At 42.7% G+C, this 26,864-nt stretch carries 24 protein-coding genes and 1 other RNA gene; 8 read left to right on the top strand and 17 right to left on the bottom strand.

Annotated features, from left to right (window positions below; translation table 11 throughout):
* The first annotated feature begins 2 nt into the window (after positions 1-2).
* Positions 3-494 carry a ClpXP protease specificity-enhancing factor gene (gene sspB / locus M1E96_RS16895; protein WP_070929017.1) on the top strand — a complete coding sequence of 164 codons (492 nt, stop codon included), beginning with the start codon at positions 3-5 and terminating at the stop codon, positions 492-494.
* Between the two features lie 50 nt (positions 495-544).
* On the opposite strand, the gene M1E96_RS16890 is transcribed toward sspB, so the two are convergent.
* On the bottom strand, positions 545-1,960 hold the full coding sequence (locus M1E96_RS16890) for an FAD-dependent oxidoreductase (protein WP_272580711.1): 1,416 nt from the start codon (positions 1,958-1,960) through the stop codon (positions 545-547).
* A gap of 10 nt (positions 1,961-1,970) precedes the next feature.
* Positions 1,971-6,434 (bottom strand): glutamate synthase large subunit, encoded by a 4,464-nt coding sequence (gene gltB / locus M1E96_RS16885; protein WP_272580710.1) that lies wholly within the window; start codon positions 6,432-6,434, stop codon positions 1,971-1,973.
* Between the two features lie 772 nt (positions 6,435-7,206).
* Here gltB and arcB point away from each other — a divergent pair.
* The 3 genes from arcB to mtgA all read left to right on the top strand — a co-directional run bounded on the left by arcB (position 7,207) and on the right by mtgA (position 11,170).
* Positions 7,207-9,552, top strand: coding sequence for an aerobic respiration two-component sensor histidine kinase ArcB (gene arcB, locus M1E96_RS16880; RefSeq protein WP_140180919.1), 2,346 nt, complete (start codon positions 7,207-7,209; stop codon positions 9,550-9,552).
* Positions 9,553-9,785: 233 nt separating this feature from the next.
* Entirely contained in the window at positions 9,786-10,436 is a 651-nt protein-coding gene (elbB, locus tag M1E96_RS16875) for an isoprenoid biosynthesis glyoxalase ElbB (RefSeq protein WP_272580709.1), read from the top strand.
* 8 nt (positions 10,437-10,444) lie between these two features.
* A complete protein-coding gene (gene mtgA / locus M1E96_RS16870; protein WP_070928927.1) occupies positions 10,445-11,170 on the top strand; it encodes a monofunctional biosynthetic peptidoglycan transglycosylase in 726 nt (241 codons plus the stop codon).
* Positions 11,171-11,230: 60 nt separating this feature from the next.
* Here mtgA and dolP read toward each other — a convergent pair whose 3' ends face one another.
* The 4 genes from dolP to M1E96_RS16850 are packed head-to-tail and all read right to left on the bottom strand — an operon-like array spanning position 11,231 to position 14,607.
* A complete protein-coding gene (gene dolP / locus M1E96_RS16865; protein ID WP_070928926.1) occupies positions 11,231-11,806 on the bottom strand; it encodes a division/outer membrane stress-associated lipid-binding lipoprotein in 576 nt (191 codons plus the stop codon).
* A 9-nt stretch (positions 11,807-11,815) separates the two neighbouring features.
* Positions 11,816-12,406 carry a DnaA initiator-associating protein DiaA gene (gene diaA, locus M1E96_RS16860; RefSeq protein ID WP_070928925.1) on the bottom strand — a complete coding sequence of 197 codons (591 nt, stop codon included), beginning with the start codon at positions 12,404-12,406 and terminating at the stop codon, positions 11,816-11,818.
* 20 nt (positions 12,407-12,426) lie between these two features.
* Positions 12,427-12,810 carry a YraN family protein gene (locus tag M1E96_RS16855; RefSeq protein ID WP_272580708.1) on the bottom strand — a complete coding sequence of 128 codons (384 nt, stop codon included), beginning with the start codon at positions 12,808-12,810 and terminating at the stop codon, positions 12,427-12,429.
* Positions 12,811-12,858: 48 nt separating this feature from the next.
* On the bottom strand, positions 12,859-14,607 hold the full coding sequence (locus M1E96_RS16850) for a penicillin-binding protein activator (protein WP_319067420.1): 1,749 nt from the start codon (positions 14,605-14,607) through the stop codon (positions 12,859-12,861).
* Positions 14,608-14,667: 60 nt separating this feature from the next.
* On the opposite strand from M1E96_RS16850, the gene rsmI reads away from it, so the two are divergent.
* Positions 14,668-15,543, top strand: coding sequence for a 16S rRNA (cytidine(1402)-2'-O)-methyltransferase (gene rsmI, locus M1E96_RS16845; RefSeq protein ID WP_369427219.1), 876 nt, complete (start codon positions 14,668-14,670; stop codon positions 15,541-15,543).
* Between the two features lie 49 nt (positions 15,544-15,592).
* An RNA gene (gene rnpB, locus M1E96_RS16840) (RNase P RNA component class A) lies at positions 15,593-15,968 on the top strand.
* Positions 15,969-16,149: 181 nt separating this feature from the next.
* Here the strand turns inward: rnpB and M1E96_RS16835 are convergent.
* The 8 genes from M1E96_RS16835 to M1E96_RS16800 are packed head-to-tail and all read right to left on the bottom strand — an operon-like array spanning position 16,150 to position 21,644.
* Positions 16,150-16,890, bottom strand: a complete 741-nt coding sequence (locus tag M1E96_RS16835) for a KDGP aldolase family protein (RefSeq protein WP_318707924.1) — start codon at positions 16,888-16,890, stop codon at positions 16,150-16,152.
* Position 16,891: 1 nt separating this feature from the next.
* Positions 16,892-18,004: a DgaE family pyridoxal phosphate-dependent ammonia lyase gene (locus M1E96_RS16830; protein WP_272580705.1), complete on the bottom strand. Its 1,113-nt coding sequence runs from the start codon at positions 18,002-18,004 to the stop codon at positions 16,892-16,894.
* Complete coding sequence (locus M1E96_RS16825; RefSeq protein WP_369427218.1) at positions 17,988-19,127, bottom strand: amidohydrolase/deacetylase family metallohydrolase; 1,140 nt, start codon at positions 19,125-19,127, stop codon at positions 17,988-17,990. The genes M1E96_RS16830 and M1E96_RS16825 overlap by 17 nt, the downstream gene beginning before the upstream one ends.
* Positions 19,128-19,152: 25 nt before the next feature.
* Positions 19,153-19,803, bottom strand: coding sequence for a DUF4310 family protein (locus tag M1E96_RS16820; RefSeq protein ID WP_070928918.1), 651 nt, complete (start codon positions 19,801-19,803; stop codon positions 19,153-19,155).
* A gap of 2 nt (positions 19,804-19,805) precedes the next feature.
* Positions 19,806-20,597 carry a DUF4311 domain-containing protein gene (locus M1E96_RS16815; protein ID WP_014657591.1) on the bottom strand — a complete coding sequence of 264 codons (792 nt, stop codon included), beginning with the start codon at positions 20,595-20,597 and terminating at the stop codon, positions 19,806-19,808.
* A 27-nt stretch (positions 20,598-20,624) separates the two neighbouring features.
* The gene (locus tag M1E96_RS16810) at positions 20,625-20,921 is read right to left on the bottom strand and encodes a DUF4312 family protein (protein ID WP_008912675.1); all 297 of its coding nucleotides are present in this window, start codon (positions 20,919-20,921) and stop codon (positions 20,625-20,627) included.
* Positions 20,922-21,287: an SFCGS family glycine-rich protein gene (locus M1E96_RS16805; RefSeq protein WP_070928917.1), complete on the bottom strand. Its 366-nt coding sequence runs from the start codon at positions 21,285-21,287 to the stop codon at positions 20,922-20,924.
* Positions 21,288-21,305: 18 nt separating this feature from the next.
* Entirely contained in the window at positions 21,306-21,644 is a 339-nt protein-coding gene (locus M1E96_RS16800; protein WP_070928916.1) for a transcriptional antiterminator, read from the bottom strand.
* Positions 21,645-21,668: 24 nt separating this feature from the next.
* Here M1E96_RS16800 and M1E96_RS16795 point away from each other — a divergent pair, with 24 nt between their 5' ends.
* The gene (locus M1E96_RS16795) at positions 21,669-21,818 is read left to right on the top strand and encodes a hypothetical protein (RefSeq protein WP_175442545.1); all 150 of its coding nucleotides are present in this window, start codon (positions 21,669-21,671) and stop codon (positions 21,816-21,818) included.
* Between the two features lie 357 nt (positions 21,819-22,175).
* Here the strand turns inward: M1E96_RS16795 and M1E96_RS16790 are convergent, their stop codons facing one another.
* Both M1E96_RS16790 and M1E96_RS16785 read right to left on the bottom strand, forming a co-directional pair.
* Positions 22,176-24,113 (bottom strand): transcription antiterminator, encoded by a 1,938-nt coding sequence (locus tag M1E96_RS16790; protein WP_369427217.1) that lies wholly within the window; start codon positions 24,111-24,113, stop codon positions 22,176-22,178.
* Positions 24,114-24,459: 346 nt separating this feature from the next.
* Entirely contained in the window at positions 24,460-25,161 is a 702-nt protein-coding gene (locus M1E96_RS16785) for a pirin family protein (RefSeq protein ID WP_070928914.1), read from the bottom strand.
* 129 nt (positions 25,162-25,290) lie between these two features.
* Here M1E96_RS16785 and M1E96_RS16780 point away from each other — a divergent pair, with 129 nt between their 5' ends.
* Entirely contained in the window at positions 25,291-26,193 is a 903-nt protein-coding gene (locus M1E96_RS16780; RefSeq protein WP_070928913.1) for a LysR family transcriptional regulator, read from the top strand.
* Positions 26,194-26,352: 159 nt separating this feature from the next.
* Here M1E96_RS16780 and M1E96_RS16775 read toward each other — a convergent pair whose 3' ends face one another.
* Positions 26,353-26,748 carry a DoxX family protein gene (locus M1E96_RS16775; RefSeq protein WP_140180897.1) on the bottom strand — a complete coding sequence of 132 codons (396 nt, stop codon included), beginning with the start codon at positions 26,746-26,748 and terminating at the stop codon, positions 26,353-26,355.
* Positions 26,749-26,864 lie beyond the last annotated feature (116 nt).

The following is a 26,864-nucleotide window of genomic DNA, read 5'->3' as shown; positions in this document are numbered from 1 at the left end:
TGATGGAAATGGCGCCTATGACACCTCGACGCCCTTATCTATTACGAGCACATTATGAATGGCTGCTCGATAATGATATGACACCGCATTTGGTGGTTGATGTCACAGTTCCAAATACCCTCGTTCCAATGGAATTTGCGCGTGATGGACAAATTGTTTTGAACGTCGCCCCACGTGCTGTAGGCAACTTTGAGATCACCAATGACGAAGTCCGCTTCAATGCGCGGTTTGGCGGCGTACCTCGTCAGGTATATGTTCCGATGGCCGCGATTATTGCAATTTATTCACGCGAAAACGGTGCGGGTATGATGTTTGAACCTGAAACCGCTTATGAAGAGCAACAATCTGCGGAGCTTGAAGTGGTTGAGAGCAATCCGGCAGAAGGCATCACGTTAGTTCATGAGTCTGAACCCGAGAGCGATGAACATTCATCATCTGATGATGAACCAACGCCACCCCCGAAAGGTCGGCCGTCTCTTCGAGTTATCAAGTAGTATTGGGTCTCAAAAATGTTAGGCAGAGGATACCCCTCTGCCTTTTTACGTTAAACACCCATAAAACACAATATACCATCAGCGGCTTTACGGCCTTCTGCAATCGCAGTCACCACTAAATCAGAGCCTCGAACGATATCACCACCAGCAAATATTTTCGGATTTGATGTTTGATAAGACATCAATTCATCACTATTGGCAATGATACGCCCTTGATTATCTAACTGAACGCCATGATCAGCGAGCCATGGCATCGCGTGTGGGCGGAAGCCAAATGCAGTGATGACGGCATCAGCAGGGAGTAAATATTCTGAGCCTTCAATAGCTTCTGCTTGGGCTCGTCCTCCGTTGGTGGTAACCATCTGTGTTTTGATGACCTTTACGCCACAGACATTCCCTTGTTGGTCAACTTCAATACTGATTGGCTGTAAGTTAAATAGAAATTCAGCACCTTCTTCACGGGCATTTTTCACTTCTCTTGGTGAGCCAGGCATGCTTGCTTCGTCACGACGATAGGCACAGCTGACTTTTTTAGCGCCTTGGCGAATAGCTGTTCTTACGCAATCCATCGCTGTGTCACCCCCTCCAAGTACGATAACTCGTTTATTTTTAAGGTCGATATAAGGCGCATCAGGTTGATTGTCGAATTCCATCAATTGACGTGTATTGGCAATAAGATAAGGTAAGGCATCATGAACACCTTTAGCATCTTCGTTAGCTAATTGTCCTTTAGTCGATTGATAAGTGCCTGTGCCAATAAATACCGCATCATATTCATCGATTAGGCTATTTAAAGAGATATCTTTTCCAACTTCAGTGTTGAGTTTGAATTCGATCCCCATTGAAGTAAAAATTTCTCTTCTGCGGATCATAATTTCCTTTTCGAGTTTGAACGCTGGAATACCAAAAGTGAGTAATCCACCGATTTCTGGGTGGCGATCATAGACCGTGGCTTGCACACCATTGCGCGCTAATACATCTGCACAAGCGAGTCCTGCGGGTCCTGCTCCAATGATTGCTACACGTTTGTTTACTGGGACAACATGGGATAGGTCTGGGCGCCAGCCCATAGCAAATGCGGTATCGTTTATATAACGTTCGATATTACCGATGGTAACAGCACCAAAGTCGTCATTTAACGTACAAGCACCTTCGCAGAGACGATCTTGGGGACACACTCGCCCACAGACTTCAGGTAAACTGTTTGTCTGATGAGAAAGCTCCGCAGCTTCGATAATACGTCCCTCATTCGCTAATTTGAGCCAATTAGGAATGTAGTTATGAACAGGACATTTCCATTCACAGTAAGGATTGCCACAGGAAAGGCAGCGATCGGCCTGTGTTTGTGCTTGAATGGCACTGAACGGTTCATAAATTTCAACAAATTCAATTTTGCGTACGTTCAACGTCTTTTTTGGCGGATCAACGCGCTGTAAGTCGATAAATTGATAAACATTTTGGCTCATTTTTCTCTCCTTACTGTGCTTGAACGCGTAATTCGGCGGCTGAACGACTACGGTGTCCAAGTAGTGCATTGACGTCACTTGATTTTGGTTTGACTAATGCAAAACGGCTTACCCAATTTTCCCAGTCCGCTAAAATGGTTTCACCACGAGCTGAGTGAGTTAAGCGAACGTGTTCGGTAATTAGCCCGCGTAGGTGTTCTGCATGGATGGGTAAATCATTCACTGATAATAACTCAACCATTTCATTATTGACTCTACGCGAAAAATTTTCTTCCTCATCAAGTACATAAGCAAAACCGCCAGTCATCCCTGCACCAAAGTTGATCCCCGTGTTTCCGAGTACACACACGATACCGCCTGTCATATATTCACAGCCATTATCGCCAATGCCTTCAATGACCGCGGTTGCACCTGAATTACGAACGGCAAAACGCTCGCCTGCCAGTCCAGCGGCATACAGTTTACCGCCTGTGGCACCATATAAACAGGTGTTACCTGCAATGGTGGTTTTATGGGTTGCAAATGAAGAACCAACCGGTGGGCGGATCGCGATTATTCCCCCTGTCATGCCTTTGCCTACATAGTCATTAGCATCACCGGTTAAAATCAGTTCAACACCACCTGCATTCCATACACCGAAACTTTGCCCTGCGGTACCTGTAAAACAAAATTGTAATGGCGATGCTGCAAAACCTTGATCACCAAAGCGGCGAGCGATTTCACCTGATAAGGCAGCACCGATTGAGCGGTCGGTATTCATAATGTCATAGAAAAAGGTTTTTGATTGTTTTTTATCCAAATAAGGTTTGGCATCATGCATAATGCGTTGATTAAGTCGCCCCTCATCAAAAGGAGGGTTGTTTTCGGTACAAAAAACGGCAGCGCCGGCATGAGGTTCACTAGTTTCTAATAGGCTCTGTAGGTTAATTTTGCTTTGTTTTGCCGTTGTGCCTTCAATAATTTCAAGCAAATCAGTACGACCGATTAAATCAGTGAGTTTGGTAACACCCAATTTAGCCATAAGTTCGCGTGTTTCTCTGGCAATAAAGCGGAAGTAGTTGATCACACGTTCAGGCAAGCCATGATAGTGGTGTTGGCGCAATGTATCATCTTGAGTTGCAACACCTGTAGCGCAGTTATTGAGATGGCAGATCCGTAAATATTTGCAACCAAGGGCAACCATTGGGCCAGTCCCGAAACCAAAACTTTCAGCACCTAAAATAGCCGCTTTGATGATATCTAACCCTGTTTTTAAGCCCCCGTCGGTTTGTAAACGGATTTTATGACGTAAGCCATTAGCGACTAATGCCTGCTGAGTTTCAACAAGGCCGAGTTCCCACGGGCATCCTGCATATTTAACGGATGATATAGGGCTAGCACCGGTTCCGCCATCGTAACCTGCAACAGTGATTAAGTCTGCATAGGCTTTTGCAACTCCTGTTGCAATAGTGCCGACACCTGGCTCAGATACCAGTTTTACGGAAATCAATGCATTAGGATTGACTTGTTTAAGGTCAAAAATCAGTTGTGCTAAGTCTTCGATTGAATAAATATCATGATGTGGTGGCGGTGATATTAATGTTACCCCCGGCACTGAGTAACGTAAACGTGCGATATAAGGGGTGACTTTATCACCGGGTAATTGACCGCCTTCACCCGGTTTTGCACCTTGTGCCACTTTAATTTGGATAACGTCTGCATTCACTAAATAGGCAGGGGTCACACCAAAGCGACCTGAAGCCACCTGTTTGATGCGTGAACGTTTTTGTGTGCCATAACGAGCAGGATCTTCACCACCTTCACCTGAATTGGAAAAGCCGCCCAGCGTATTCATTGCGATGGCTAATGCTTCATGCGCCTCTGGGCTTAGTGCACCAATCGACATCGCGGCAGTATCGAAACGTGAGAACAAGGCTTCTTCGGGTTCAACATCATCCAAAGAAATCGCCTTAGTGTTGGTTTTTAAGTTCAGTAGATCACGAAATGTCGCCGCAGGGCGGTTATTTACCAATTGTGCATATTTTAGATAATCAGCGTAATCGCCGCTATGCACAGCTTGTTGCAGCGTTTTCACGACATCAGGGTTATAAGCGTGGTACTCGCCATTATGCATATATTTGAGTAAGCCACCTTGTTCTATAGGTAGCCGTGGTAACCATGCTTTACGTGATAAATTAAATAAATCTAATTCAAAGTCACTAAAGCTAGCCCCACTAATTCGGCTAACAACGCCATCAAAACACAATTGGGTGACTTCTTCATGTAGCCCAACAGCCTCAAATAACTTAGCACAACGGTATGAAGCAATTGTCGAAATGCCCATTTTCGACATGATTTTATATAGTCCCTTGTTGATGCCATTGCGATAATTTAATAGCACTTTATTGAGTGGCTTATCAAATAATTGGCTTTCGGACATGGCAGCTAAGGATTCATAGGCTAAGTAAGGATAAATGGCAGTTGCACCAAAACCGAGCAGTACGGCGAAATGGTGCGGATCTCTCGCGCTGGCGGTTTCAACGATTAGGTTAGCATCACAGCGCAAATTATTTTCGACTAAACAATGCTGTATGGCTCCCACAGCCATAGCTGCTGGGATTGGTAGGCGTTCAGGCGAAATTTGGCGATCAGAAAGGACTAACATGACTGCGCCGTCTCGTACTTTTTGTTGCGCCTCTTGACAGAGTTGTTCAATCGCTTGTTTTAAAGAGTAAGCCGAAGGCTGATAAGTGATTTCAACCGTTTCTATTTTGTAATAACGGCTATCTTGTTGATGTAATTGTTGAAAATCAGAATAGAGTAAAATGGGAGATTTAAAACTGAGCCGATGAGCTTGACCTTCAGCTTCACAGAACACATTCATTTCACGACCAATACAAGTGGCAAGTGACATGACATGTGCTTCCCTTAGTGGATCTATCGGGGGATTGGTTACCTGAGCGAATAGCTGCCTAAAGTAGTCATAGAGTACACGGGGGCGCTGCGAGAGTACCGCGAAAGGTGTATCATCACCCATCGAACCAGTTGCTTCTTGACCATTTTCACCAAGCACCCGAATGACTTGCTCAAGTTCCTCGCTGGTATAGGCAAATTGTTTTTGATAAGTAGCCAGTGTTTGGTTATCCATCGAACGTTGCCCTACCGCATTTTGCTCTTGTTTCATTGATTCATATGGCGTTAAACGGATAACGTTTTTTTCTAGCCATAACTTATATGGATGGCGGCTTTTTAGATCATTATCTGTGTCTGCACTATGAAGGATCCGTCCTTCTTGGGTATCGATCAGCATGAGTTCACCGGGGCCAACTCGGCCTTTTTCAACCACCTCATCCGGTTGGTAATCCCAAATCCCGACTTCAGAAGCACAAGTGATGAGTCTATCTTTGGTGATCACATAGCGTGCTGGACGTAAGCCATTTCGGTCGAGGTTACAAGCAGCATAGCGCCCATCGGACATAACAAGACCCGCAGGGCCATCCCAAGGCTCCATATGCATTGAATTAAAATCAAAGAAAGCTTTGAGATCATCATCCATATCAGGGTTATTTTGCCAAGCGGGTGGAACTAATAAGCGAATAGCACGGATCAGATCCATTCCGCCGTTGAGTAGTAGCTCTAGCATGTTATCGAGAGAGCTGGAGTCCGAACCAGTTTCGTTAACAAAAGGCGCAGCTGTTTGTAAATCAGGGATCAGTGGCGTGCGAAATTTGTATGAACGCGCCCGTGCCCATTGGCGGTTACCTGTGATGGTATTGATTTCGCCATTATGTGCTAAGTAACGAAATGGTTGTGCAAGAGGCCAGCGTGGTACGGTATTGGTTGAAAAACGCTGATGGAATAGGCAAATCGCTGACTCCATGCGTAGATCAGCTAAATCAGGGAAAAAGCGAGGTAAGTCCGTCGCCATACACAGCCCTTTGTAAACCGTTACAAGGTTTGAGAGGCTGCAAATATAAAAATCGCTATCGGTGATCCGTTTTTCTATGCGACGACGAGCCACAAATAAGCGTCTTTCAAGATCACGAGGGCGCCAGCCTGCGGGCGCGTTAATAAATAATTGTTCTATCTTTGGAAGGCTAGATAGGGCGATACTCCCAAGGATATCTCGATTAATAGGAACCTCACGCCAGCCTACGATAGCAAGGGTTTCATCTAAAATTTCTTCTTCAATAATACGGCGGCAGTCAGCCGCAATGGTTTCATCTTGGCTGAGGAAGATCATACCTACGGCGTAGTTGCGCGCTAAACGCCAGCCATGTTCTTCAGCAACTAAGTGAAAGAAACGATCGGGTTTTTGTAATAGTAATCCACATCCATCACCGGTTTTTCCATCAGCAAGGATTGCTCCTCGATGCTGCATTCTAGCCAGAGCGTGGATCGCCGTTCTGACAATTTTATGACTAGGTTCGCCTTCTATATGAGCGATTAGGCCGAAACCGCAATTGTCTTTTTCTAGTTTTCGATTATACAGCATGTGAATCTTCTCCCATCGTCATCGCTTCTTGACTACAACATTGCTTATCCATTTATTTATTTGTTGACTATTAACCGTGGTCTATCTTCTGCGCACACCAAACAACAGCGTCAATAAGCCGCTGTTTTTCATTTTTAATAAAAATAAACAGTAGTGGGGATAATGATTATGTATACGTCATCATAAGAGAGGGCAGTACACGGTAAGGTTTTAAATTAGCGAGATTCTTTTTCTAGGTCAAATCATGCGTAATAAACATTATTTGCGATATAAAATAATGTCATTTGTTTGATTATGAAAGAAAAAGTCACTAAAAATGCTTTTGTGATAAAGGTCTTGTTTTCCGAAATACTGTGATACACATCACTATATAACTTAGGTTTTTTAATGCATCTCTATTGATTTTTACTTATTAATTAAGTTTATATGTTGTGTTTTTAATTTTAATTGGTTTTTTATTTTGTTTTTTGCTGTTTTATAAAATTAATAATACAGGTGATGGATATGAAAAATACTTATGCCATTGAAAGTTAAAAGATATCACCGTGTTATGATAGTCTATATGGGTTAAGTCATGTTAGGTAACGCCTTATTTTATTTTGGAATATAGACGTTCTTAATATCAGTTATATGAATCGAACATGGTTAAAGTGGGTATGGATAGCAAAAGTCCACCTTGATTGATGCGCAAGATCGACATTTTTTATCAACAGTTATTCGAGTTTGCGTTAATTGATATATGATTCAGCAAGGAACATATTGAGGGGTGGTTATGAAAGTGCTTCGTGGTCTTGCGCAGTATTATGTCGATCTCATGATGAAGCTTGGCTTAGTCAGGTTTTCTCTTTTGCTGGCATCTGCATTAGTTGTGCTGGCAATGATAATGCAAATGGCCGTCACAATTGTATTGCGAGGTCAAGTTGATAGCCTTGATTTGGTAGGCTCTATTTTCTTTGGTTTAATTATTACACCATTAGCCGTTTATTTTTTATCCGTAGTTGTCGAGCAACTTGAAGAGTCTCGGCAACGCCTCTCCCGCATGGTGGATAAATTAGAGGTGATGCGGAAACGTGATGCAGAACTGAATACCCAATTACAAGGAAATATTGAGCAATTAAATCAAGAAATTATTGAACGTGAAAAAGCTGAGAGCGCTCACCTCGAATTATTGGAACAACTGAAGCAGGAAATGAAGCATCGAGAGCAAACCCAAGTTGAGTTGGAGCAGCAATCGGTGCTGTTGCGCTCATTTCTTGATGCATCTCCTGATCTGGTTTATTACCGTAATGAAAATAATGAGTTTTCGGGGTGTAACCGTGCGATGGAGCTACTGACTGGTAAAAGTGAAAAACACCTTGTTGGTTTAACGCCATTGGATATTTACGATGTCGAAATTGCTTCCAAAGTTATGGAGACTGACGAAAAAGTCTTCCGTCACAATGTTTCGTTAACTTATGAGCAGTGGCTGGTTTATCCTGACGGGCGAAAAGCCTGTTTTGAATTACGTAAAGTGCCTTTTTATGATCGTGTAGGTAAACGACATGGGCTTATGGGCTTTGGGCGTGATATTACAGAGCGTAAGCGCTATCAAGAAGCGTTAGAGAACGCGAGTAGGGATAAAACCACCTTTATTTCCACCATCAGCCATGAGCTGCGTACGCCACTTAATGGCATTGTTGGGTTAAGCCGTATTTTGCTTGATACTGACCTGACAACTGAACAAATGAATTATTTAAAAACTATCCATGTCAGTGCAGTCACGTTAGGTAATATTTTTAATGACGTTATTGAAATGGATAAGATTGAACGTCGTAAAGTGCAATTGGATAATCAGCCTATTGCGTTACCTGAATTTGTTAATGATCTCGAAAACTTAAGTGGCCTTTTGGTACAACCGAAAGGGCTCAAATTTGTTATGGATGTGGCAGCTGGATTACCTGAAAAAGTGCTGACAGACGGTACACGTTTACGACAAATTTTATGGAATTTGATTGGTAATGCCGTCAAGTTTACTCAGCAAGGTGAAGTCAAATTAAGTATTTGGCGGGAAGGAGAGAATAAACTGTTTTTCCGTGTTCAAGACAGTGGTATTGGTATCCCAAAAGATGAGCTGGATAAGATTTTTGCTATGTATTATCAAGTGACTGATAGTGCTGGTGGTAAACCTGCAACAGGAACGGGAATCGGTTTATCGGTATCACGTCGCTTAGCACAAAATATGGGTGGAGACATTCAAGTCGAGAGTGAGATTGGCGAAGGTTCAACGTTTACCCTTTCGATTGTCGCGCCAGTGGTTGAAGAAGAAATCATCGACTCACAAGAAAATGATGATGATTATCCATTGCCTGCATTGCATATCTTGTTAGTTGAAGACATTGAGCTGAATGTGGTTGTGGCATGCTCTGTGCTAGAAAAATTGGGTAATACTGTGGATGTCGCCATGAATGGTAAAGAGGCGTTATCATTATTTGCACCGGGTGAGTATGATTTAGTGTTACTGGATATTCAACTGCCAGATATGACTGGTATGGATATTGCCCGTGAGTTGAACCAACGTTATAGCAAAGATGATTTACCGCCATTAATTGCTTTGACCGCAAATGTGCTGAAAGATAAACAAGAGTACTTTGATGCAGGAATGGATGGTGTTTTAAGCAAGCCTCTATCGGTTACAGCGCTTAAACAGGTTATTGAGCAATTCTGGGGTGAACATGCGCAAGAAACCTCTCAGGATAGCTTACAAGAGGTTTCTATGGAGAAAAACGATACTATTTTAGATTGTGAGATGCTCGAGCAGTACATGGAGTTAGTCGGCCCTAAGTTAATTTATGATGGTCTTGAAGTGTTTGAGAAGATGATCCCAGGTTATTTAGCAATTTTAGACTCAAACATGGTGGCTAAAGATCAGAAAGGAATTGTTGAAGAAGCGCATAAAATTAAAGGTGCTGCTGGCTCAGTTGGTTTGAAAAACTTACAAAAAATTGCGCAACAAATTCAATCTCCTGAATTGCCTGCTTGGTGGGATAATGTTCAAGAGTGGGTTGATGAGTTGAAGCAGGATTGGAAGTCAGATATAGAAACTTTGAGAAACTACGTTGATAGACGTACAAAAAAATAACCCCAACCGAAGTTGGGGTGCGCGAATACTGCGCCAACACCAGGGAAAACGTTGATCTACCTATGGTTTTCTTTCTGGGCAGATCTTTGGAATCTGTTTACTGCTTTAGAGAATAACACCAAGATACCAAATATTAGCGATTTTGTTACAAGATTCATTAAAATCTGTGATGAAGATTGATGTTTATTCCCTTTTTGCGGTACAGAGATAATTTACTACAAATGGAGCAAGATATGAAATCAATTGCGGTTATTTTAAGTGGATGTGGTGTTTTTGATGGAAGCGAGATCCATGAATCAGTATTAACTATGCTTTCTTTGAGTAAAAATAATGCTGAAGTCCATTTTTTTGCACCTAACGAAAGTCAAGCTACTGTTATTAATCATGTTACCGGTGAGGCAAAAACAGATAATCGTAATCAAATGGAAGAGGCTGCTCGTATTTCACGTGGAAAAATAGCGCCTTTGTCTTCCGCAGAGGCTGATAAGCTAGATGCCCTTATAATTCCTGGTGGTTTTGGTGCAGCAAAGAATTTATGTGATTTCGCTACACGTGGAAGTGAGTGTGAAATTAATAAAGAACTATTAAGTTTAGTGCGGCAAATGCATCAGCAAAAAAAGCCACTAGGTCTGATGTGTATTGCTCCGGTGATGTTACCTAAGTTACTAAACACTTCAGTTGAATTAACGATTGGTAATGATCCGGAAACGATTGCTCAGATTGAAAAAATGGGCGGTAAGCATATTACCTGTAGCGTGGATAATATTGTAGTAGATCATACTAACAAAGTCGTAACAACACCTGCTTATATGCTGGCGCAATCAATCTCAGAGGCTGAAATAGGGATTAATAAACTCGTTGAGAAAGTATTAGAAATGGCGTAATTCACTCTATGATGAAACCTATTTCTCGATTATGGCACTGGTTAAAGCGAATTTTGCTTTCATTAATCGCTTTTTGGTTTTTAACCGTTATTGCGTTTAAATTCTTGCCAGTGCCATTTTCGGCTGTCATGGTAGAAAGGCAGTTGTCCGCATGGAAAACATTAAATTTTTCTTATGTCTCTCGTTCCGAGTGGGTTGATGAAAATCACATTTCTCCTTACTTATATTTGGCTGTAATCGCAGCAGAAGATCAAAATTTCCCTCATCATTGGGGTTTTGATCTTGAAGCAATAGAGAAAGCTTATAAGCATAATATGAGTAAAAAAACCACAATAAGAGGGGCGTCTACTATCTCTCAACAGACGGTGAAAAACTTATGGTTATGGGATGGACGAAGCTGGATAAGAAAAGGATTAGAAACTGCCATGACTCCTATTATGGAGCTTTTGTGGTCTAAAACACGGATATTGACAGTTTATTTGAATATTGTGGAGTTTGGTGACGGTGTTTTTGGTGTAGAAGAGGCATCAAAACAATTTTTTAAAAAGTCAGCAAATCAACTAACTATGGAAGAAGCTGCCTTATTAGCTGCTGTTTTACCAAATCCTCATAAGTTTAAAGTTAAATCACCGTCTTCTTATGTATTAAAGAGGCAAGCGTGGATCTTGAATCAAATGTACCTTCTTGGTGGTAGGAATTATCTGAAAAATAATGGCGTGGGTTCGATACAATAAAAAAGTCATGAATTTTTACTCATGACTTTTTATTTTATAACAATATATTATTGTTTATGATTAATTAAGATAAGTGAATGCAGTCGTTACTCGACGAACACCATCTGTTTCACTGGCAATTTTTGCCGCTGCATCACCTTCCTGTTTGGTTAGAACACCTAACAGGAAAACTTCACCATTTTCAGTAATGACTTTGACACTCGATGATTTCACAGCGTCACTGGTCAGGATTTTAGATTTAACCTTAGTGGTTATCCATGTATCTTTTGATGCTGTGCCTAAATCAACGGGCTCACCTTGACGCACTTCGTTGTAGACGGCACTGGTTCCCTCAACATTGGCTGCGATTTGTTTAGCGCGCTCAGCCCATGATAGATCAGGGCTTTGCCCCGTCAGTAGAACATTGCCTTTATAGGCAGTCGCAATAATCCGTGCTTTACCTGTAATCTCTTTATCTTTATTCAATTGACCGCTAACACGAGCTTCTAGTGTGCCATCATCAACCTGTTGACCAACGGTACGTGGATCTGTGGCGCTTTTGGTGGCAACGGCAGCTGAACCCACTACGGCAGCACCGATACAGCCTTGTAGCATTGTCATACTCATGAGTATGGCTACTATTGGGAGTAATCGCATTTTTGCTCCTTAATCATCCTGATGGGGGAAAAGTGTATTATCTATAAGATCACACAAACAATTCACTGTAAGAAGGTGGACCTCTTGGATCCTGACACTGCGTTGCGATGGGATGCGAATTTCAACATCTTGAGGTCCTAATAGACCTGCAAGTTCACCGCCATCGTAACCTGTCAGTGCAACAATTGTCATATCACGCGTTACTGCTGCTTCAACGGCTTTGATAATGTCACTGCTATTACCATGAGTTGAGATCGCCATTAAAACATCACCATGCTGACCGAGAGCTCTAACCTGTTTAGCGTATATTTCTGTTGGCTGTTTGCTACCAGAAATCGCGGTTAAAACGGCATTGTCTGTGTTTAATGCAAGCGCAGGAAGGCTTGGGCGCTCAGTTTCAAACCGATGGATCATACTCGTCGCAAAGCGTTGTGCTGTTGCCGCTGATGCTCCATTGCCGCAGCACAAAATTTTGTTACCGTTAAGCAGTGATTGAACCATCATCATTGCTGCACGTGATATAGCATCTGGCAGTGCTTCTGCCGCCGCTATCTGAGTTTGAATACTTTCAGTAAAACAGACTTTAATTCTATCCAGCACTTGCTTATTTTCCTGTGAAATTAACCAACATGTTCACTATCGTTAAAGGCATTCTGTATCCATTCAAACTGACTATCAGTAATCGCACAGATATCAAAACGACATGCGGTAGTTTCGAAGCTTTCTTGTCTTTCAGCAAGCCAATATTTCGCAGTTGCGAGCAGTTTTTTGCGTTTGTGCGCATCAACTGACATTACTGCGCCTCCATATTGCTTGTTTTGACGAAAACGGACTTCTACAAATACCCAACCAGACTTATCTCGCATAATAAGGTCAATTTCACCATGCCGATTTCTGGTGTTTCGTTCAACAAATGTTAACCCCTGTTGTTGCAGGAAGGCCAATACTTGATTTTCATAGTATCGACCAGTTAACCATTGTAATGTTTTTTTAAGTGGTTTCATGACGTCCTTGTCTGAAAAGTTAGCAATCATCCTAATTGCTAGGCAAGCTTATTTTGCCAATTTGATTTGACCTTGACTGAATTGCAACCAAGGAAGATCACGATACACAACACAATTATTATCGACGGTTAAGGCACCAGAAGCGCCTTGAAGGCGGAATTGAGTGTTATGTTGCAGTTGATCGTAGTTATTTGCGAGTGACCAAGCATCTATTCCCAAAGAATAGAGACGTAACAACGAATAATCATTCCCTAATTTCTGCTGTGCTTGTTTACGCAAATTATTATTTGCTCCCGCTAGCAGAGGGATATCACTGAATTTGACGCCATCCATTTCAAAACGATAATCAGCACCATTTCCAGCTTGATTGCTACGAGAGCTTGCATAAATATCAGGGCGTTGACGGCTACTAATCGCCATTTCGATCATAGGTTTGATCAAAGTGAGCTCATCACGTGTTGCGACGATATACACTGCATCGATAGAACCTGATGAAGCAATTTGAGGTTCAGGTTGAGAAATGGCAGGGTAATCTTGACCATCAATCGATTGTGCTTTTGGTTGGCTATTAACGATAACAGGCGTACCTGTCATGCGAATACCTGCTCCACGGTTTATGGATTCTTTTAATGAAGCGGTAGAGCCAAAAGATTGCATCAATACTGTTGAGCCACCTTTAGATTGCCACTCTTGGGTAAAAGCTTTCGCTATACGCTGACCAAAGTCATTGGATGGCACTAAAATTAGTGGGGCCCTTTTGCCATCAGCCATCATATGACTTGCTGCATTTTTGGCTTCGTCTTCAGGGGATAACGAAAAATAACATAAGTTTGGACGAGGTTGCAGTTTATCAGCATCTAATTCATTTAATGCTAATACACTCAGTGGTGAGCCTGATTGCGTAATGGCTTGAACTTCAGGTTTTAGCAATGGACCTACCACTAAATTAAAGCCTTCAGTCTGTGCTTGTTGTAGCAACTGAGCAAGCTGTTTACCATTAGTATCAAAGACTTTGACGCTTTCATTATTAGTTGGTGTTGCTGCAATGCTTAATGAAGAATCAACGATCTCATTATCATTGGTTGTGCTGCTATTACCTGTTACGGCAGCGACTTCCGCATAAATCTGATCTAATACATCGTTATTATTGGCGGGTTCAGCAGTAGAAGTAGATGCAGCTCTGGTTGCAGGAGCTTGAGGTAAGCCTTTTTGGGCATCCATGAAACCTTGCATGATGGCTTCACCAAATACTTTACCTTGACCGCTCATTGGCAGAAAAAGGGCAATTCTAGGGGTTTTCCCAACAGGAGGCTGTGTAGATTGCATTAGCTGATTAGGGGGAGTCTGTGCCGCAGGGTGTCCCGCATAGCGAACTTTCCAATCATCGACACCTGCTTTGAGCGCCGCAGCATCATCACGATTATTAAGATAAATATCAAGTAAATCGACCCAACCGGCTAATGTTGTTTCATCTGAACCAATCCCATCAACCTGCTCAGGGGTCATTTGTGTTAACATTTGCCATGTGCCATCAATATTGGCTTGGTGAGCTGTTGGCTCGGTTAGCAATGTTTCTTGGCTAATATAAGCGCGTAGGACATCAATGGATGGCTTACCCTGTGCAGAATCAATGATAGACTGATAACGACTCACTTCAGAGCTAATTTGTTCAGGTGTCGTTGGGGTGATTGGTGCTTTATTATCCCCTGTGAGTTGGCAGCCTGACAGTACTAAAGTAGATAGCATTGCTGTGCAGACTAACCCTTTTTTTACATGCAAAAAAATTGAAGGACGCATACTGTATCCAGTGGTGTATTTTCAGTTGCTTAATTTTAAACCGGCTATTCGGATGAAACAATGAATCAACCTAATCAAGCAGTGGTTATGGCATCCACGCTGTATATTGTGCCTACCCCTATCGGTAATATGGGCGATATCACGCAACGTGCGCTGGATGTTCTTAAACATGTTGACCTTGTCGCTGCCGAAGATACGCGGCATTCAGGCATGTTATTACAAAACTTTGCCATCAATACACGTATGTTCGCCTTGCATGATCATAATGAACAGCAGAAGGCAGATCAATTAATTAACAGACTTCAACAGGGCGATAGTATCGCATTAGTTTCCGATGCAGGTACACCTTTAATTAATGATCCCGGCTATCATTTGGTCACTCGTTGCCGTGAAGCGGGTATTCGTGTTGTCCCGTTACCCGGCGCTTGTGCTGCAATTACGGCGCTTAGTGCAGCAGGTTTACCTTCTGATCGCTTCTGCTATGAAGGTTTTTTGCCCGCAAAAAGTAAAGGCCGTAAAGATGTTCTTAAGTCGCTTGAACATGAAACGCGTACATTAATTTTTTATGAATCAACGCATCGTTTACTCGATAGTTTAGCAGACATGGTTGAAGTGTGGGGAGCTGAACGTCACGTTGTATTGGCTCGAGAAATTACCAAAACGTGGGAATCGATAGAGGGCAAGCCTGTTGGTGAGTTGCTAGCATGGATTAAAGAAGATGAAAACCGCCATCGCGGGGAAATGGTTCTGATTGTTGAAGGCTATAAAGCGAATATAGAAGAAGACGACATTTCACCTGATGTGATCCGCACATTAAATTTATTGCAGCAAGAGTTGCCTCCTAAAAAAGCGGCAGCAATCACGGCTGAAATTTATGGTTTGAAGAAGAATCGCCTTTATAAATTGATGCTTGATCAAGCAAACGCAGGGGAATAGCAAGATAAACCCCTATACATAGGTCGCTAAAGTGCCTATAATCCGCTTCGGAGTTGGCCAGACAACCGCTGCTTTATCGTAGTCCCTTCGGGGGAGACGGATAGAGGGGAGGAAAGTCCGGGCTCCACAGGGCAGGGTGCCAGATAACGTCTGGGAGGCGCAAGCCTACGACTAGTGCAACAGAGAGCAAACCGCCGATGGCCTGTTTACAGGATCAGGTAAGGGTGAAAGGGTGCGGTAAGAGCGCACCGCGCGGCTGGTAACAGTTCGTGGCACGGTAAACTCCACCCGGAGCAAGACCAAATAGGGGTTCATATGGTGCGGCCCGCATTGAACCCGGGTAGGTTGCTGGAGCCAGTGCGCAAGTGCTGGCCTAGATGAATGGTTGTCCACGACAGAACCCGGCTTATCGGCCAACTCCAATTTTTTCGTCATACTTCAAGCTGTGGCTGTGTTGGCTTCACTCAGCCACCCTAGTCACATACTTTTGTATGCTCCTAGGGATGTCTTCGTTTTGCCGCCTTGCCACAACTCGAATTATTTAGAAAAAATTCTCAGTTATTTTTTAATGGATTAAAAGGAATGACTTCTTACGGTTTTTTAAGGTTACTTAACGGCTTGTTTAACCATTTCTAGTAACTTACGCACATCGTCTGGGCGGGTGTTGCCGCTTTCTTTATCAATGATTGAACTGTAAATGTGTGGAATGATCTTTTTCACGCCGGCATCGAGGGCAATTTGCAAGATTTGTGGGAAATTCTCTAAATCAATGCCGCCTGTTGGCTCTAAAGAAAAATCATATTTAGCACAGGCTTGTGCAACGGCTTTATATTCCTCAATGTAAGTTAATCCTTTCATATTGAAGAACTTGATTGAACTTGCGCCCATATCTTTTAACATCATAATGGCAGTTTCAACAGGTACAATACCCTCTGGGGATTGAGAACTCAGTGGGCCCGTTGAGATTTTCACCATACCAACAGTGCCACTTGGGGAGACTAAAGCATTGACGAACGTTTCATCTTGTCCAAGTAACGCACGGCTAATCGGTGCGCCAGTAAATACTTGGTTAACATGCTGCGGTTGGATTTCTTTAGAAATTAATGAAACCATAGTTGATTGGTTTGGATCACCAGCCCCTAAGCCAACAGACAAGGCATTGTCTGTCTCTTGTGCATAGATACGCATGTCCGCAATGGCACTGTCTAAATCAGGGTAGTTTTTTGATAAAACCCCAACAACAACATAAGTTTCAGCCGCTTGATAGATATCTTTGGCATTTTGATGGCTGCCAGCAAGTACGTTTAGGCAAACACGGTTTTGATAAAAGTTTGGTGACAATTTCATCTTACATTCCTTTTACTAACAAACGGATACGCTCTGCAATAACGTCAAGTTGTTGATTGCTAACACTGCGAATATCGGCTTCCACTTTGCCTTCATTGGCTTTGTATTCACGGAAGTAGATCGCGGTATCCCCTTGTTTTAATTCATGCATGATTTGGTAGGTGGTTTTACCAATCATTTTTTCATCGAAGCTAATTTCAGCACGGGCAATATCACGGCCAGCGGCATCCCATACAATACGCGCTGAAATTGCAGGGATCGCATTGAGTTCTTCAATAAAACCACTCATGCGTTCCACCATTTCAGCCCCTGTTTCTTTGGTTGCCGTTAAGTATTGTTCAATCGCCAGTGTTAATCCTAAAATGCCTTCTTTCCCGACTTTCATGGCTCGGCCAATGCCTTGGCTTTGGCGTTTTACCCATTCAACATAGGTTTTTTTACCCACAACGAGGCCGCTGGTAGGTCCTTCAATCGCTTTGGCACCACTGTAAATCACTAAATCAGCACCTGATTGATAGTAGCTAGTCAGATCTTCTTCTGCGGCAGCGTCAACAATCAATGGGACATTGTGTTGGCGTGCAACAGCGGCAGCTTCATTCACGCTTAGCATACTTTTCTGTACCGTATGGTGAGACTTGATATACAAAATAGCTGCGGTTTGTGGGGTGATCTTCGCTGAAAGTTGAGCTGAGGAACATTCATTAGCAAAACCTGCCTCAATCACCTTACCGCCGCCAAGTGTCACCATGGTATCGACGGGGGCTCCGAAGTTAACGTTGTGACCTTTTGGTAGCACAATTTCGCGTGGGACCACTTTAGATGATGAGTGTAAATTTAACAGCAAGTCATCGTCATCACGCACAATCACCGCAGCAACAGCTTGTGCAATACCGGCGGAGGCGCAAGAGACGACAACGGCACTGTCAACATCCAGTAATTTTGCGATGTAATCGCCTGTTTTATTCACTAAATCTTTAATTTCAAAATAGTGATTAAGGCCATAAGTGACACGTTCAACCACTTCGGGGGTTGGGGTTGATACGCCAAGAATGGTCATGCGGCCAGAGGCGTTAATCACGTGTTTTAGCTGATACTTTTCATAAATCGATTGCATGTTCAGATTCGCCTTCTGAATGAATAATATGTTTGCCACCAATAATTGCTGCGATAGGTACAAAACGTTGTGTCCCTACACGATGTTCACCTTCTGCATCGGTCAGCTCAGTGCGTTCTTCTTTGAGATCAAACAGTGTGATGTCAGCATCAAAGCCCGGTTTTAAATAACCTTTTGCCGGTAAAGCTAACAAGTCAGCCGCTTTTTCTGTTACACAGCGCAAGATTTTTTCAGCACTAAAGCCCATGCACAGAAACTTAGTCATGACAAAGGCAAGGCTGTAAACAGGACCGTTAACACGGTTGCGATGGTAGATATCAGAACTAATGATGTCAGGGTAGGTGCCAATGCGCATGGCTTGTTCTGCCACTTTGAAACTAAAACTTTCACCACCGTGTCCTACATCAAGGATCACACCGCGCGCTAAGGCACGAGCAATAGACGGTTTTAAGTTTCCTTGCTCGTCCAAAATACGATTGGGTTTCCCATTGAAACAGTGGGTAATAATATCGCCACGCGTCAGTAAATCGGCAATTTCGTCAATATTCGGTGGGTTATTTCCAATATGTACCATTAATGGTAGTCGGTGCTTTTTCTGCATCTGTTTGGCTTTGATCAGCGGCTCAATTCCATTGTCACCGACAACACTTTTACTCATCCGTGCTTTCATGCCAACAATGAATCCTTGATGGCGTTCAATCGCCTGTTGAAAGCAGGTTTCATTGATATTGTTCATATCAGACAGTTCGTTTTGGGCAATAATGCCAATACGTGAGATGTTTAATAATGAAAACACATTGGTTTGAGATTTTTGTGTGAGCTGATAAAACTTGTCGATATCGTCAGCACCGACACTACCTGCATCAACCAGTGAGGTGACACCACCCGCAGCACCTGCTAAGTCTGGGTCATCGAAGTAGATAGGTGACTCGGTAAAACAGTGAGCATGTGAATCAATCCATCCCGCACTGACGTAGGTTTCCCCTTTTAGGTCAATCCATTTTTCAGCTTGTTGGTTGCAGGCCAACTCAGGGCCTGCTGCTTCGATTTTTCCATCTTTGATAAGAATATCAATGAGTGTGCCATCGATACGCTTACCCTGTTTGATGATTAAAGAATACATAATTACCTTCTTTGTTATCTTGTCATTAGGCTGCGAGAGGGAAGAAATATCCAAACAGCATCGCACCTAAAATTGCGCCACCAGCGACCGGTTTTTGCCATACATAGAAGATCAGTGCACCAATCAAAGAACCGATACCAATAGGAATTGATGCGGCCATTGCGGCTAGGATAATCAATGGACCTAAGAAACGGCCTGATGTATTACCCGCACCCATCATGATGTCTGCACCAAATGTTGAGTTGGCTTGCGCGATAGTAAATTTACGAGCGAATACAATGATCAAACCGATAATGAGTCCAAGAATTAATCCTGTTATCAGTGAGATCCAAAAGTTAGTGACTAAAATGTCCCAACCTGCTGCAAGGAACAGCGCAGGTACACCAAGGCCGATACCGGTTTGCAGGGCACCACCGATATCCAAGATACCGACTAATGACCCTTCGATAATACGAGCAAATAGGAAGCTAGCACCAAACGCAGCAACTGCACCGTAAACACCTGTATCTAAACCTGCTTTTAACATGGCCACGAAGGCAACTTCGTTAAATGCCCCAAACCCGTAAACGACATACATATGAGTACCGGCAAAGATCCCTGCTGATAGCAACCCAACAAAGATTGGGAAAGACCATTCCGCGTACCAAAAGTCTTGTTTGTTGATTTCAGTTGTCATGATTATTTCCCGCTCAGCAGTCCATGGATGTATTCAAGCCATAGAGGTTTATCCAGATGGAAAGAGGTGATCATTTTCAGGTCGAATTCACGGAAGAAGCCACTCAGAACAAACAGTAGCACGACAGTGATCATCATTGTGCGAGTAACACGGTTCCAGCCGTTGTCATCAACGCCTTTACCGATAAGAATACCGAGAACCAGACCAGGGATGGCGTTGCCCATGATCAACTGTGCACATCCACCAAACAGGGTTGCCCAAAAGCCAGAACGACGACCTGCATCCATCGCAGCCAACCAGAAAATAACTGGCATCACGGTATTAACCAGCAGGTTTGCCGCCGGTACTAACACGTTGATCGCCGTAGTTTGTAGCGCGGCAGGAACCGCTGATGCAGTGGTGTTTAAGAAGGCAACCACCAAAGCACCAATCACGGTACAGGCAATGGCCATTTTTTTAGGGTTGTGCAGAGTTTCTGCGACGTTGCGGTTTTTAGATAATAGGGCAGCCGCACCCCAGTTAGGGATAATGCGGTGATCTACGTCTTGCGTGAATGCCCCAGCAGCAACGGATGATGCCCATGCGTTGAAGAAAAAGCCTAAACCAAATGAAAAGTGAGAAGCAGGGTCGCCTTCACAAGCATTAAGTTCGCCAAGTGTACGGAATGCCCCCATCCCTTGAACAGTAGGAGCGTGGAACATTCGAGCTGCACCCGCACCAAGGCCAAAGCCGCATAGGCCGCCAATGATGAGGGACATACCCAATATTTCTAAGAAAGATGCAGTTTCACTCATGGAAATGCCTCCAGACCTGTATTGTTTTTATTGTTCTGTAAATGGTATTTCGTTGACAGAAAGTAGGGTGACATCTAGCGAAACGTCGAGCACCACACGAAAATGTTCACGTTTACGGGGCAGAAAAACGAAAAGAAATTTTTCTGTCCGCGATTGTGAGTGTGCACTCACAACGGCAACATCCTTGGGCTCAATTCGCAGGATAATGTCATTGCTTTCTTTCAGTACGGTGCGTTGAATGGAGTTCAGGGCATCAGCAATCGCTTTTTGCTTACTGTCGCCTTGACCCGAGACTCGCACAACCGTTTCGATAGATTTCTTCATTTATGCGTCGCCGTATTTTTTGATATAGGCTTTAACCAAGCGCTCGCCGAGTTCTTCTTTATCCATAAAACCGAAACCTAACACGATGCAACCTTCTGCAATCGCGGTTTCGCCTTCTTCGATTGAACGCATACCATAACGTGCTTTGTAACCATATTTAGTTTGAGCAGTGATTGCGCCTGCACCGCCACTACCGCAGAAAGAGATCCCCAAGTTAGCTTGTTCTGCATTCATCACGTCGCCTAATTTCATATCAGCAGCGACACCTGGCACAACAACGGCTTTACCGCCAGCTGCTTCAACACCAGCAGCGACTTTTTGGCCTTTACCTAAACGATCTCCGATAGCAACAACAACTTGTTTCATAGTGATTTTCCCCAAAAATTAATCATTCGAACGGATTACTTCAAAGTGAACTGAAAGTAAAAATGTCTCCTCTGGTGCCAATCCCGGCAGGGTATCGACAACACGTTGCGACAGCGCAATAGAGTGTTGTGAGATTTCATCGAACAGACTGATATCCACTTCAGGTAATGCTTCGCCTGTTTTTGCTCTTGCTACCATGGCTCTTAGATGAGACTCCAACATCTGTTGTTGTACATCGGTGGTGTAGCAATTTTCCTGTTTAAGCCAACCACTAATGACGGCTAACAGCTCCTGTGTTACTTCATCGATGTCGAGGTTATGTTCTGACATCTTGAAAACGACAACTGATTCACTCATAACTGTTTAAAATCCAAGGTAATAATGCAATTAAACTGCTTGTTCCTTCATGATGAATACCTTAATCGGTTCTATGTGGCTTGTGCAGGCATGGAATTTCCACTTAAAAGTGGAAATAAATTGGAAGTGGCTAAATGTGATTTGTGGTTATTGATTGAGCTAAATGGAAAATAAATGGAAATAACATCTATTTTTGATGATTTAAAATCAGTTATCTTAAATTGGGTTGTTGATAATTAGATTTAAATTCAGTTGGTTAGCTATTTTCTGATTGTGCTGGAAGTCACAAACTGCAATTTTGCACTAAGTGGAAACGAAAAAGTGGAAATAGCGCATGAGAGAGCGTGTTTATTTCCACTTGGGAGAATATTGACTAAAAACGACCGGTTTTACTAAAAAACAAAATGATAGAATTGCGGTTATGATCACGCAAAATAATGCAATTGCTATTTTTCCGATAGTAAGTGGAAGTAAAAACAGAATAGGTGTATTGCGTTAAAAATAGGCAATACACCGCGATAGGAAAAGAGATTAAAGGATACGCGCTAAGCTGTCTTTGGCTATCACTTGGAATTCGTTGAAGTTTTTAACTGTTACTAATCGGCGAGTGGTTTTCTCTTTCACAAAGGTGACAAATAGATCGTAGATAGCCATTGCTTCTTCATAATCAGCTTTACTGATCCCCAGTAAGAAAATGACATACGCATTTTCTTTGGTGTCTTTATTCCACTCGATACCTTTAGGCGCCACAATTGTTACGACCACTGTTTTGTTAGCCAGCAATCCCAGTGAATGTGGTAGGGCGATGCCTTCACCAAGTAGAGTAGAGACAATAGACTCTCGCTCTTGTAGCGAAGGGTAAAAATCAGCAGTGACATAGCCATCTTGTTGTAGCTTTTGGCAAACGGTTTGGAATAACGTTTCTTGACTGATCTTATCGTTAATCACCATAAAGTAACGTTCATCAAAGAAACGCTCAATAATATATGGGCGAGTTTGATCCATCATGGCCAGTCGACCGACTTGTTCTAATTGATAAGGAGTCGGAAAGGGCGCAATTTTAATCACCGGTTTATTTTTTTCAGAGATACGCACCGTGGTGATCACAAAATCTTCTTCTACTTGATCTAGGGATTCATACTCTTGCAGTGTCAGACCTCGGCTAAACTTCAGTTGTGGGAATTCACGCATGATTTTTGACTCCACCACCCGAAAAGTTGAGTTCCCCGCATCAGTCACCACAAGCACTTCAGTTTGCCGAATAGAGCCTGCGCCATAGTTTCTTTCTAAGCTAACACCAATATGCACGGCAAGGTAACCCAGTTCATCTTCATTAATGGGGTAAGGAAGTAATTGTTTGCTCGCACTGGTTAGTGCACTTAAGGTGACATCATAGGCGAAGGGGTAATATTGTTTTATATCACTCAGGAGCGGGTTAGGTGTGATGATATGATATTGAAGTCGAGTGATCAGTGCCGCAATATGCGTGTTAAGATCACGCTTGAGTTTTTCATCATTACGTAAGTCATAGTTATATAATTCATTAATATAATTAAGAATGTATTCAACTAACTCACTGTGGCTACCACTTTTTTGCTGAGCAACATCTTGATTGCTGATCCGCTGGGCAATGATTTGATCATGAAGGTAGCTGAGCTCTGGACTGGAGAGATCGCTACCAAGGAAATAAATCAATCCTTTAGATACCTCATCACAGGCTTTACGTAAGGTTTCTTCACTATCATGATTCTTGATAATGGAGGTCAGCTCATGACCACGTGTAATACGTAAAATAGTCACTGCACAGTTAAATACTAAGTAGAGATGGCCTTCATTACTGAGACGAATATCAAAGCGATTCATGCTGTTATGTAGCACTTTATCGATATAGGTTAAATCAAGGTTATCTAAGCATTCAGGCTGGAAAGTGGCTAAGTCATGATTTAGCTGTTGTGAAAAGCGACGCCATAACGTTTCAGTCATGCAGGCTCGGATTGCCCATTCGCTACCGTTAAGGCGGATCCCTTGATGTGGAATGCTTTCTAATAGTATTTGGTATTTTTGTAGATGTTCCCTGACGATACTCATATCTTGCTGTAGGGTTCCACGGCTGATAAACCACTCTTCAGCAATATCATCCAATTTAACGGGTAAGGAAAGCATCAATAATTTTAATAGTAATGCATCGACGCGCTCTTTGCTGGTGCGGGGGATGCCATTTTCAGCTTCATTTTGTTGTGTTAGTTTGGCGAAAAGCGCTTCATCATCGACTTTTAAACAATAACCGCGACCACGCTCATAGATAATATGGGCGCTATAATTTTGTATCAACTCATTAATTTCATTGATATCAGAACGAATTGTCCGTGTTGAAACGGAAAAACGCTTTGCTAGTTCATCTTGAGGAACAACCTCATCAAGGATACAGGCAAAAATTTGATTAAGTCGTTGTTGAATGAATAAAGCCACGAAAACACCTTTTAAAGCTTAACAATAGCTGATTAACCAAAATATTATACTCGTCATAGTTCAAGTTATAGTGCATCTCATTGAGGTATGGCGACGTCGCTCACTCTCACCAGTCACATACTCGTGTATGCTCTTAGCGACGCGTTCGCTTGTCGCTTAGCTGCACCTCAAATTATTTAGAGTAGATGCGAATTTTGGCGGACGATGAGCTGGACTCTACCATAAGGTGACTAATTTACAGAGTATGTCGGATCATAAAATTGCGAATATCATCGCAAAAACGAGAAGGTATCGTAAGCAGAGCATTTTTGGAGGGGCAAAGAGAATTTTGCCCCTATTAGGTTGGTTATTCGCCAATATCAATCAGTAATGCACGTATTGTGGCTGGAGAAGAAAGTGTTAACTCATTTTCATCTTGAATAAATACACCGTCATTACAACGTAATTCAAGTGTATCCCCACTACCTGCTGTGAGGCTGGCTCCACCATGGATCGATTGGAGATAAGCATTTTTACCTTTCAACTTAATATGTTGTGGGCTATCAGAGCCAATATTTAGCTGGGTGATCCAAATTTGTTGACGTAACTGTAAGCTATTGTTTTCACCAGTAGGCGAGGCAATGAGCATATTACTGTCATCAGGCACTGCAATTTTTTGAGCGGGATAGTACTCCTGCTCAGGGCAAGCATTTAGCCATAATTGCAAGCGGGTTAATGGCTTTTCGGAACAGATATTGTGCTCACTGTAGCTTAAATCAGGGCGGGGTGAAAATCGGATGCATTCGCCTTCACTCACCTCTATTCGATTACCTGCGCTATCTCGGTATTCCGCACTACCTTGTAGAACTAAGTTAACAAGATCAACATGCGGGTAAGTTTTGGGCTGAAAAGCACTTTCAGGTGCAATCACTTCCTGATTCAATACTCGTAATGTTTTAAATCCCATAAAGTCAGGATCAAAATAATGGCCAAAGGAAAACGAATAGCGCGCTTGTAGCCAACCGTAATCAGCTTTTCCGCAATGGTTAACGGCTCTTAGTGTCATCATGGTGGTTAACCCCTCTTTTCGTTTTAACAAAAATATACAAATCTATACAGTCATAATAAATAGCTGGACGTCGAATTGTTAGCCAGTTAATCTGTTGCCTTCATTCAAAATTCCTGAAAGAGATATTCCATGAGTAAAGAGAGAGCATTAACACTTGAATCATTAAGGGTGATGGATGCGATCGACCGTCGCGGTAGCTTCGCGGCTGCTGCTGATGAATTGGGTCGTGTACCCTCAGCACTCAGCTATACAATGCAAAAATTGGAAGAAGAGCTCGATGTGATCCTATTCGATCGTTCTGGACATCGAACAAAATTTACGAATGTCGGCAGAATGTTGTTAGAGCGTGGTCGAGTGTTACTGGAAGCAGCTGATAAACTCACCTCAGATGCTGAGGCGCTAGCTAAAGGTTGGGAGACTCACTTGACCCTTGTTTGTGAAGCATTGGTTCCGGCCTGTGATTTATTTCCTTTAGTTGATAAATTGTCTGAAAAATCCGACACACAACTTTCTATTTTAACCGAAGTTCTTGCAGGGGCATGGGAGCGCTTAGAAAGTGGTAAAGCGGATATTGTGATTGCGCCAGATATGCATTTTCGCTCATCTTCTGAGATCAATTCGAAATCGTTATACAGTATCAACCATGTGTATGTGGCTAGTCCTGATCATCCTATTCATCAAGAGCCTGAACCACTTTCTGATGTTACGAGAGTCAAATATCGAGGCATTGCGGTTGCTGATACCGCTCGCGAAAGACCCGTGATCACCGTTCAACTATTAGATAAACAACAACGGCTAACAGTTTCGACTATCGAAGATAAACGTAATGCATTATTAGCAGGTTTAGGCGTCGCGACGATGCCTTATCCATTGGTGGAGCAAGATATTCGAGAAGGGCGCTTGCGTGTTGTTAGTGCAGAGTATAGCCATCAAACCAATATTATTATGGCGTGGCGCCGAGATAGTATGGGGGAAGCCAAATCGTGGTGTTTGCGTGAGATCCCAAAACTGTTTGCCAATAAAAACAAATAATCGCACATAAAAAAGCCCCCAAACCGGACAGAGTATTGGGGGCAATGGCTAGGATGAATATTGCGTCATACTGCAAATTACAGGGGGTGGCAATTAGCTTGCCGAATTATGCTTTCCCTTGAATTAGTTAGAGTATAAGAGGGCATAATGATGATTGTATTACCATTTTTTGTTTAATAAATAGTCGATACTGAATTTCCCTGGGCCAGTCACAGCAAGGAGTAAGTAACCTCCCGCAATCGTCATATTCTTCATAAACATCAAGCTATTTGGTCCAACGCTAAAATCAATATGGAACAGCAGAGCGGTTAAAACAGTAAACCCAGCCGTGAAAATAGCCACTGTTCGTGTTAGGAAACCAAACAGAACGGCTAGTCCACCACCCAGTTCTAATAAAATAGTTAAAGGTAATAAAAACCCTGGAACACCCATTGCTTGCATATATTGTTGGGTGCCTTCATAAGCGTCACCTAATTTGCCATACCCAGCAACAATAAACAGAATTGGCATCATAATACGAGCAAGTAATAAAACACCATTTTCTAAATTTTTCATTAAGATTCTCCAGCTAACTTGGTCAGCAAATGTCTAATAAATTCAATATTTGTCACTATATAACGTTGTTTTTAGCACTAAATGATTAAAAATCATTTGATGTACGTATAGTAATT

This window comes from Providencia sp. PROV236 (assembly GCF_033676985.1).
Lineage (GTDB): Bacteria > Pseudomonadota > Gammaproteobacteria > Enterobacterales > Enterobacteriaceae > Providencia > Providencia manganoxydans.
Note: the sequence above shows the minus strand (reverse complement) of the source record. Positions and strands in the feature narration are given on the sequence as shown.